Annotated in this window: 9 protein-coding genes; 4 read left to right on the forward strand and 5 right to left on the reverse strand. The window is 65.0% G+C overall.

What is annotated here, in order from left to right:
• The 3 genes from EN879_RS19545 to EN879_RS19555 form a co-directional block, all read left to right on the forward strand.
• Nucleotides 1-715, forward strand: a 715-nt coding sequence (locus EN879_RS19545) for an ATP-binding cassette domain-containing protein (RefSeq protein ID WP_164774472.1), incomplete at its 5' end; no start/stop codon positions are given.
• Nucleotides 712-1728 (forward strand): ABC transporter permease, encoded by a 1017-nt coding sequence (locus EN879_RS19550; RefSeq protein ID WP_013530576.1) that lies wholly within the window; start codon nucleotides 712-714, stop codon nucleotides 1726-1728. The genes EN879_RS19545 and EN879_RS19550, both read left to right, overlap by 4 nt.
• Before the next feature lie 110 nt (nucleotides 1729-1838).
• Nucleotides 1839-3128, forward strand: a complete 1290-nt coding sequence (locus tag EN879_RS19555) for a hypothetical protein (RefSeq protein ID WP_063168644.1) — start codon at nucleotides 1839-1841, stop codon at nucleotides 3126-3128.
• A gap of 27 nt (nucleotides 3129-3155) precedes the next feature.
• Here the strand turns inward: EN879_RS19555 and EN879_RS19560 are convergent, their stop codons facing one another.
• The 4 genes from EN879_RS19560 to EN879_RS19575 form a co-directional block, all read right to left on the reverse strand.
• On the reverse strand, nucleotides 3156-3725 hold the full coding sequence (locus tag EN879_RS19560; protein ID WP_013530578.1) for a hypothetical protein: 570 nt from the start codon (nucleotides 3723-3725) through the stop codon (nucleotides 3156-3158).
• Nucleotides 3722-4351, reverse strand: coding sequence for a hypothetical protein (locus tag EN879_RS19565; RefSeq protein WP_063168643.1), 630 nt, complete (start codon nucleotides 4349-4351; stop codon nucleotides 3722-3724). Before EN879_RS19565 ends, EN879_RS19560 begins: the two co-directional genes overlap by 4 nt.
• On the reverse strand, nucleotides 4348-4929 hold the full coding sequence (locus EN879_RS19570) for a hypothetical protein (protein WP_013530580.1): 582 nt from the start codon (nucleotides 4927-4929) through the stop codon (nucleotides 4348-4350). The genes EN879_RS19565 and EN879_RS19570 overlap by 4 nt, the downstream gene beginning before the upstream one ends.
• Nucleotides 4930-5020: 91 nt before the next feature.
• Nucleotides 5021-5389: a hypothetical protein gene (locus EN879_RS19575; protein ID WP_027160847.1), complete on the reverse strand. Its 369-nt coding sequence runs from the start codon at nucleotides 5387-5389 to the stop codon at nucleotides 5021-5023.
• A 187-nt stretch (nucleotides 5390-5576) separates the two neighbouring features.
• Here EN879_RS19575 and EN879_RS19580 point away from each other — a divergent pair, with 187 nt between their 5' ends.
• Complete coding sequence (locus tag EN879_RS19580) at nucleotides 5577-5879, forward strand: hypothetical protein (protein ID WP_024501757.1); 303 nt, start codon at nucleotides 5577-5579, stop codon at nucleotides 5877-5879.
• 64 nt (nucleotides 5880-5943) lie between these two features.
• Here EN879_RS19580 and EN879_RS19585 read toward each other — a convergent pair whose 3' ends face one another.
• Nucleotides 5944-6648, reverse strand: coding sequence for a helix-turn-helix transcriptional regulator (locus tag EN879_RS19585; protein WP_127274189.1), 705 nt, complete (start codon nucleotides 6646-6648; stop codon nucleotides 5944-5946).
• Nucleotides 6649-6654: the final 6 nt, after the last annotated feature.

Raw genomic sequence — 6654 nt, forward strand, 5'->3', positions numbered from 1 at the left:
GCCGCACGCCATCGTGCTCGACGGCGTCGACATAGACCTCAAGGCCGGTGAAATCCTCGGCGTTGCCGGGCTTGTCGGCTCAGGCCGCACCGAACTGGCGCGCGGTATCTTCGGCGCCGACCGCATCGCGGCCGGCACCATCACGCTCGACGGCAAGCCGATCGCCCCGTCATCACCCGCGGACGCCATTGCCCTCGGCATCGGCCTGGTGCCGGAGGACCGCAAGCACCAGGCGATCTTTGCCGCGCTGGGCATCCTGCCGAATTTCTCCATCGCTTCGCTGGGCAGCTTCAGCAACGGTTTCGGCTTCATGGCCGAGCGGCGCGAGCGCGATGCGCTGTCCGGGTTTCGAAAGATGCTGTCGATCCGCATGGCTTCGGCCGAGCAGGCGATCGAGGGCCTGTCGGGCGGCAACCAGCAAAAGGTGATCCTGGCGCGCTGGCTCGCGCGCGATCCGAAAGTGCTGATCGTCGACGAGCCGACGCGCGGCGTCGATGTCGGCGCCAAGACCGAGGTGCACCAGATCCTGGTGCAGCTTGCGGCGCGCGGCATTGCGGTGATGATGATCTCGTCCGAACTGCCCGAGGTGCTGGCGGTTTCGGACCGCATCGTCACCATGCGCCGCGGACGCATCACCGGCCAGATGCCGGGCGTCGAAGCAAACGAGGAAAGACTGATGGAACTGATGGCACTCGACCGCAAGGAGACACTATGAGCGTGGCGGGGGAGCAGGATCAGCGCGGCGGCATCAACTTCGCGCGGCTTTTGATGAGCTTCGGGCCGCTGCTGTTCCTGGTGGCGCTGATCATCGTCTTCACGGTGCTGAAGCCGAGCTTCATGGACCCGATCAACCTGTTCAACATCACAAGGCAGATCTCGATCACCGGGCTGATCGCGCTCGGCATGACCTTCGTCATCCTTACCGCCGGCATCGACCTGTCGGTCGGCTCGCTGCTCGCCTTCTGCGGCATGGTCGCCGCCGTGGTCGCCAAGGGCGGCACGGCCAACACGCTGTCGCTGTCGACGAGCGGCACGCAAGGGTTCGGCTGGTTCGCCGCGCTGCTGGCCGCCATCATCGTCGGAGCCGCTGCCGGCGGCGTGCAGGGGCTTGTCATCACCCGGCTGAAAGTGCCGCCCTTCGTCGTCACGCTGGGCGGGCTGACGGTGTTTCGCGGGCTGACACTGACCATCTCCAATGGCGGCCCGATCTCGGGCTTCGACGCCTCGATGCGCTGGTTCGGTACCGGGCTGATCGGCCCGGTGCCGGTGCCGGCGCTGATCTTCGCGGCGGCCGCCATCCTGTGCCACATCGTGCTGCGCTACACGCGCTATGGCCGCGCCGTCTATGCCGTCGGCGGTAATGCGGAAGCAGCGCGGCTGTCGGGCCTGCGCGTCGACCGCATCCTGGTCTCGGTCTACGTCATTGTCGGCTTCTTCGCCGGGCTCGCGGCCTTCGTGCTGTCGGCCAGGCTGAACTCCTCGGAAGCGGTGGCGGGCATCGGCTACGAACTGACCGTCATTTCGGCCGTCGTCATCGGCGGCACCTCGCTGTTCGGCGGCATCGGCTCGGTCGGCGGCACGGTGGTGGGCGCGGCGCTGATCGGCGTGCTGCAGAACGGGCTGCAGTTCAACAACGTCTCGTCCTACACGCAAAGCATCGTCATCGGGCTCATCCTGATCCTGGCGGTGGCGTTTGATCGGTGGCTGAAGTCGAGGGTAAGAAGGTGAGGGGGACGGTTCTCCCTTCTCCCTCTGTTGGAGAAGGGGAGCCCCATTCCTTGCAAAACAATCATGCTTTGCTAGAAAGGTTTTGGCGGGTGGCATCGTGAGAGAACCTCATGTTTGCCGATATCATCAGACCGATCACCCTAGGTTTTTCGCTGCTGCGGCGGTTCTGGCCGCAGCTCATGGCACTCGTGCTGGCCGGCGTGATGGTCGGCGATCTCCTCATGCTGCTGGCGGCGAAGGTGGCGCTGGCCAATCACTTCGCCGGGTTGGCGATGCTGACGCTGGTGGCGCTGGCGCAGCTGGTGGTGACGGTGGCAATGTTCCACGTGCTGCGCCCCGGCCTGCCGCATGTGGTGGCCGCGCAGCGCGGCGCCGACAAGGCCGCAACCACCGAGACGCAAACGAAGCCGGGTGCCGAGGCTGACCGGCGCGGCTCGCGGCTGGTGCGGATGATCACCATCGCGCTTCTGCCGTTCTTCGCCTATTATGCCGCCTGGGGATTTCTGGGCGACGTCGTGCGGCAGTATTCGCGCGAAACACTCGACCAGGCCGATTTCGGCCAGAGCGCTGATGTGCTCGACGTGCTCGACTCGCGCTGGCTGCTGGTCTCCGTGGCGGTGTCCTGGCTGATCCGCCGGCTGGCCAAATTCATGCAGGCTAAGACAGGTGCGGAGTCGTTCTGGCAGATCGTGGTGGTGATCTGCGAGACCAACTGGATCTTCGTCGGTCTCTACGTGATCAGCCGATGGAAGGATTCGGCCCTGCAATGGCTGATGAGCCGCAATTTCTGGTCGGCCCTGCAGGCATCGGTGGACGGGCTGGCAAACCCGGTGCCGATGGCCTCGGCCGCACCCATGGTGCCGGTCGAGATCTCCTCGATCGCGCCGTCGACGGCTGCGATCAACCTGTTCTTCTTCATGCTCCTGCCGCTGATCTGGCTGGTGATGGCGGCGCTGATCTACGGCTATGATGTGCGCGACGATGCTGCCCTGATGCGCGTGCATGGCCGGCTGGAGCGTGCCGGCCGGCGCTATGCCGGCCTGCCGAAATTCCTGCGCGATTTCGTCGAGCATTTCATCGCCGGCTACCGCTCGCGCTATCTGCCGATCGCCAACGGCGTGCGGCTGACGGTCAGCGCCAGCCTGGTGCTGTTGTGCACGCTGGTGGTCGGCTACCGGTTGCTCGACTGGGGCGCGGCCTGGCTGTGGCTCGGCGCGACGCGGCTGATCGGTCCACACGAGCTCGATATCTGGCAGATTTTTTCGCATGCCGTGACGCTGCTCTTCGGCAGCCCGTTCCAGGATTCCTCCACCGGCATCCTGATCGAGCCGCTGCGCATATGCTTTCTCGCCGCCGTGCTGGAGACGGCGTTTTCGATGGCGAAGCGGGCGGGGAAATGAGCTTTCTTTACGGGGAGAAGGATGCTGTCACTTCGGCGGCCGCTGAAAACGCAGGAACCAGGGGCGCTCGCTGCCCAGGCCAATGGCTGGGCGGATGGTCTCGATGGCATCCTCGGGCACGATGAAGGTCTCGCCGACGCTGATGATTTCGCCCTTTTTGGCGCCGGAGAAGATCGCCGAGGTGCAGTTCATCACGCCGTCCGGCAGGCTGACGCCGGAGATGAAGTCGGGCAGCCAGCGGCGGCCGGCGGCGTCGGTCAGCATCACCTTGCAGCCCAGCCACTGCTTTTGCAGATCGGGATCGCCGACCGTGACGGCGAAGGTGGCGATGACGGCCAAGGCATGCTCGGGCAAGCGGCCGGCCTTGCCGCCGCGCAAATCGGCCAGCCGCCATTCGCTGCCGCCGAACGGCGCGCCTTGGCCAAACTCGACATCCCTGGCGATGAGGTCCTCGCCATGCAGCCATTCACGGATGCTCTCATAGCTGGTTTCGGCCAGCGTCAGCGGCAGCAGGATAGCGAGCGCGGCAAGACCGCGCCGTCGCCATTTTTTCTCGCCACCGCCGGCTGGGTCGATGTCGGTTGAAACCGCGCTCATGTCTTGCCCTGCCGTGTCTGGCCCTGCCGTGTCTGGCCCTGCGGCGGTGCAGGAGCGTCGAGATCGTATAGCGGCAAGACATCCGCCGGTTGACCATCGGCACCGGTCGGAACGGCATCGAGGCTGATGCGAGCCTGGGCGTCGAGCGGGCCGAACTGACGTGCGGCGATAAGCAGGCTGGCGCCTCGGATCTGGTCGGCCGGCAACTCGAAGACGAACAGGCCGCTTCTCTCCAGCCCTGGATCGACGGCATGTGGCGGCATATCCTGGCGATAGCTGAGCCGCTCCGTCTGGCGGTAGCGCAGGCCGGTCGGGCCTTGCCAGGTGCCGTCGGCGACCGTGGTGGAGGTGCTGGTGGCGGTGAGATTGGTCGCTGCCACCGCCCACAGTCCGCTGGTGGTCAGCAGCCTTTCCTGGCCGAACTGGTTGGTCTTCAGCGTGCGCGCAAAGACCATTCTGTCGAGGCGGACATCGAAGCTGCGCGCCCGCACCGTGTCGTGCATGGCGCCATCAATGGGGATCGGCGCGGTGAGTTCGGCATAATGCGGCTTCGACACCTGCATGCCGTAGCTGAGCACCACGGTGGCGGCGACGATCAGGAGATTGCCGATGGCGCGGATCCTCATGAGCCGCTCTCGGGCAGGTCGGCGACCGGCATGGTGACGGTGCCGAGCCGATAGGAATTGAACCAGCCCGGCGTGCCGTAAAGATTGTCGCGCGGCTTGAAGATCTCGGCGGTGACGCCGAAGCTGAGATTTGCCGGCACGGCGGCGTTACCGGCAAGCGGCCAGACATAGGCCATGCGTTCGGTCATGCCGGGATGCAGTTCCGGCGTCAGCGTCGAATCGCGGGCCAGCGCGATCATCGGCGTGGAATCGGGCAGGTCGATCCCGTCCGGCTTGAAGACGTTGAAATAAGCCTTGTCGGATTGCGCCGTGCGATTGGTCAGATCGGCCTCCAACACCAGCGCCTTCTGGCCTGGTTTCAGCGCCACGCCATAGAGTTTGGCGCGGCTGACATAGGCGCGCGCGGGCTGGACCCGCCAGCGCCCGGCATCGATGGCGGCATCGGGCGGCAATTGCGGCGGGGCGTGGGCGGGCAGGGCGCCGAACGCGCCCATCAGGCCGGCGACGAGCAGGGCGGCGATGGTTCCCGCGCCGGCCGTTATCCAGGTTTGAAATTTTGAGCGGGCAGTCTTGAACATTCCAAACTATGCACGTCGAACGGTCAGCCACCCCTGCGCAGTCTAGAAAGAAAAAATGGCTGATGGAACCCGCAAATGGCTGGTCCAGTCCTCACACCGCTTCCCTTGCCCAGAGCCTGTGGCCATGGCGGCGGAAATAGCGCGCCACCAGGCGCTGCTGCTTGGCCCTGATCAGGTCGGGCAGGCGCCGCTCCTGGCGCCAGCGCGGTATGTTGCGCCAGCAGGCTATGAAGCGGGCGGCGTCCTCGATTACCTCCTGCGCCGAGAGTGCCGGACCGATAGCGGCCAGGAACAGCGCCTCCGACGGTTTCAACTCGTCGATCACCGCCTTGCGCCTGACGTGATCCTGACGGGCGTGGGCGATGCCGCTGCGACGGATTGCTTCGAAGGCTTCAAGCAAGGCCAGGCTGTCGCCGGCGTAGCCGCAGGAACGGGCAAAATCGGCGGCAAAAGCGTCCATTATCGCTCCCGGGTCTGATGCAGTGGGCAGGTTCGTACCCGACTCACATTTTCATACATTTATGAAAGCATAACTCAAATTACGCTAGAAGAAAAACTTCTGGGAAAGTTTGAAAACTGCGACTCGACTCCCGGCGTAAAACACAGGAATATGCGAACAAATCAGGAACAAAGACGAGGCAGGGGCGATGGCATTGCCGGGCAAGGAACCAACGATCGCGCATGTCGCCTCGATCTCGGTCGAGTGCGCCGATTGTGGCCGCAACAGGTGGTGGCGACCCGATCAGCTGAAGCGGTTCGGGGTGACGGGGAATACGCCGCTGTCCGCTCTGTCGGGCCGTATCGTCTGTTCGGCCTGCCGCGCCGACGGACTGCCGGGGACGGCGATTTCGATCCAGGCGGCGTTTGTCGACGAGCGCCAGCGCGTGCGCAGCGAAGCGCGGATGCTGAGCGACAGGGATGTGCCGCTGGAGGGATCGCGGCGGGCTTGAGTGGGAGGGTGCCAGCGCTGGTTCTTCCTTCTCCCGCAGGGGGAGAAGGAAGAGCATCCCTTGCTCAATACCCCAGCAATTCCTTCAGCGGAATCACGCGCCAGACATGTTTGATGGCGTAGCGGTTGAAGGTCAACGTCTTCGGCGGGTTGTACTGCTCGACGACCAGCTCGCCCGCCGTGCGCTTGACCAGCTTTTTGATGAAGGCCTTGCCGTTGCGCTCGTTTTCCTCCGGGAAGGTCTCGATCACCACATGGTCGCCCGGTACGGCGTCGCGGCCGCCGCAATAGATCAGGTCGCCGGGCTCGTAACGCGGCACCATGGAATCCGAGAGCACGTGCAGGGCGAACACCTTCGGCAGGTTGCGCACGCCCGGCGGGCGCTGGACGTAACCCGCCGGCTCGCCGTTGAAGGTGAAATCGCCATCGTCGCCACCGACGGCCGCGCCCAGCACCTCGATGTCCATCGAGCTGGCGGGTAGCGGACCTGCATCGGTGACGATCTCCGCATCGGCAACCGGTCCGGCATCGTCGAGAAACACGACCTGCCCCTGGCCCAGCGCAACCGGGTCGACGCGCAGGAAGGCGGCGGTCTTCAGCAGGTTCTCGGTCTTGGGCAGATTGCGGCCGGTTTCCCAGTTGCCGACGGCGGCGACATCGGTGTCGTTGTGTTCGGCGATGTGGCGCATGACCAGGCCGCGCTGCTTGCGCGCCTTGCGGATCGCCGCTCCGACCTTGATCGACAGTTCCGTTTTTTCCATGGCGCCCATGTGAGG

Source organism: Mesorhizobium sp. M7A.F.Ca.AU.002.02.1.1, assembly GCF_003998535.1.
Taxonomy (GTDB): Bacteria; Pseudomonadota; Alphaproteobacteria; order Rhizobiales; family Rhizobiaceae; genus Mesorhizobium; species Mesorhizobium ciceri.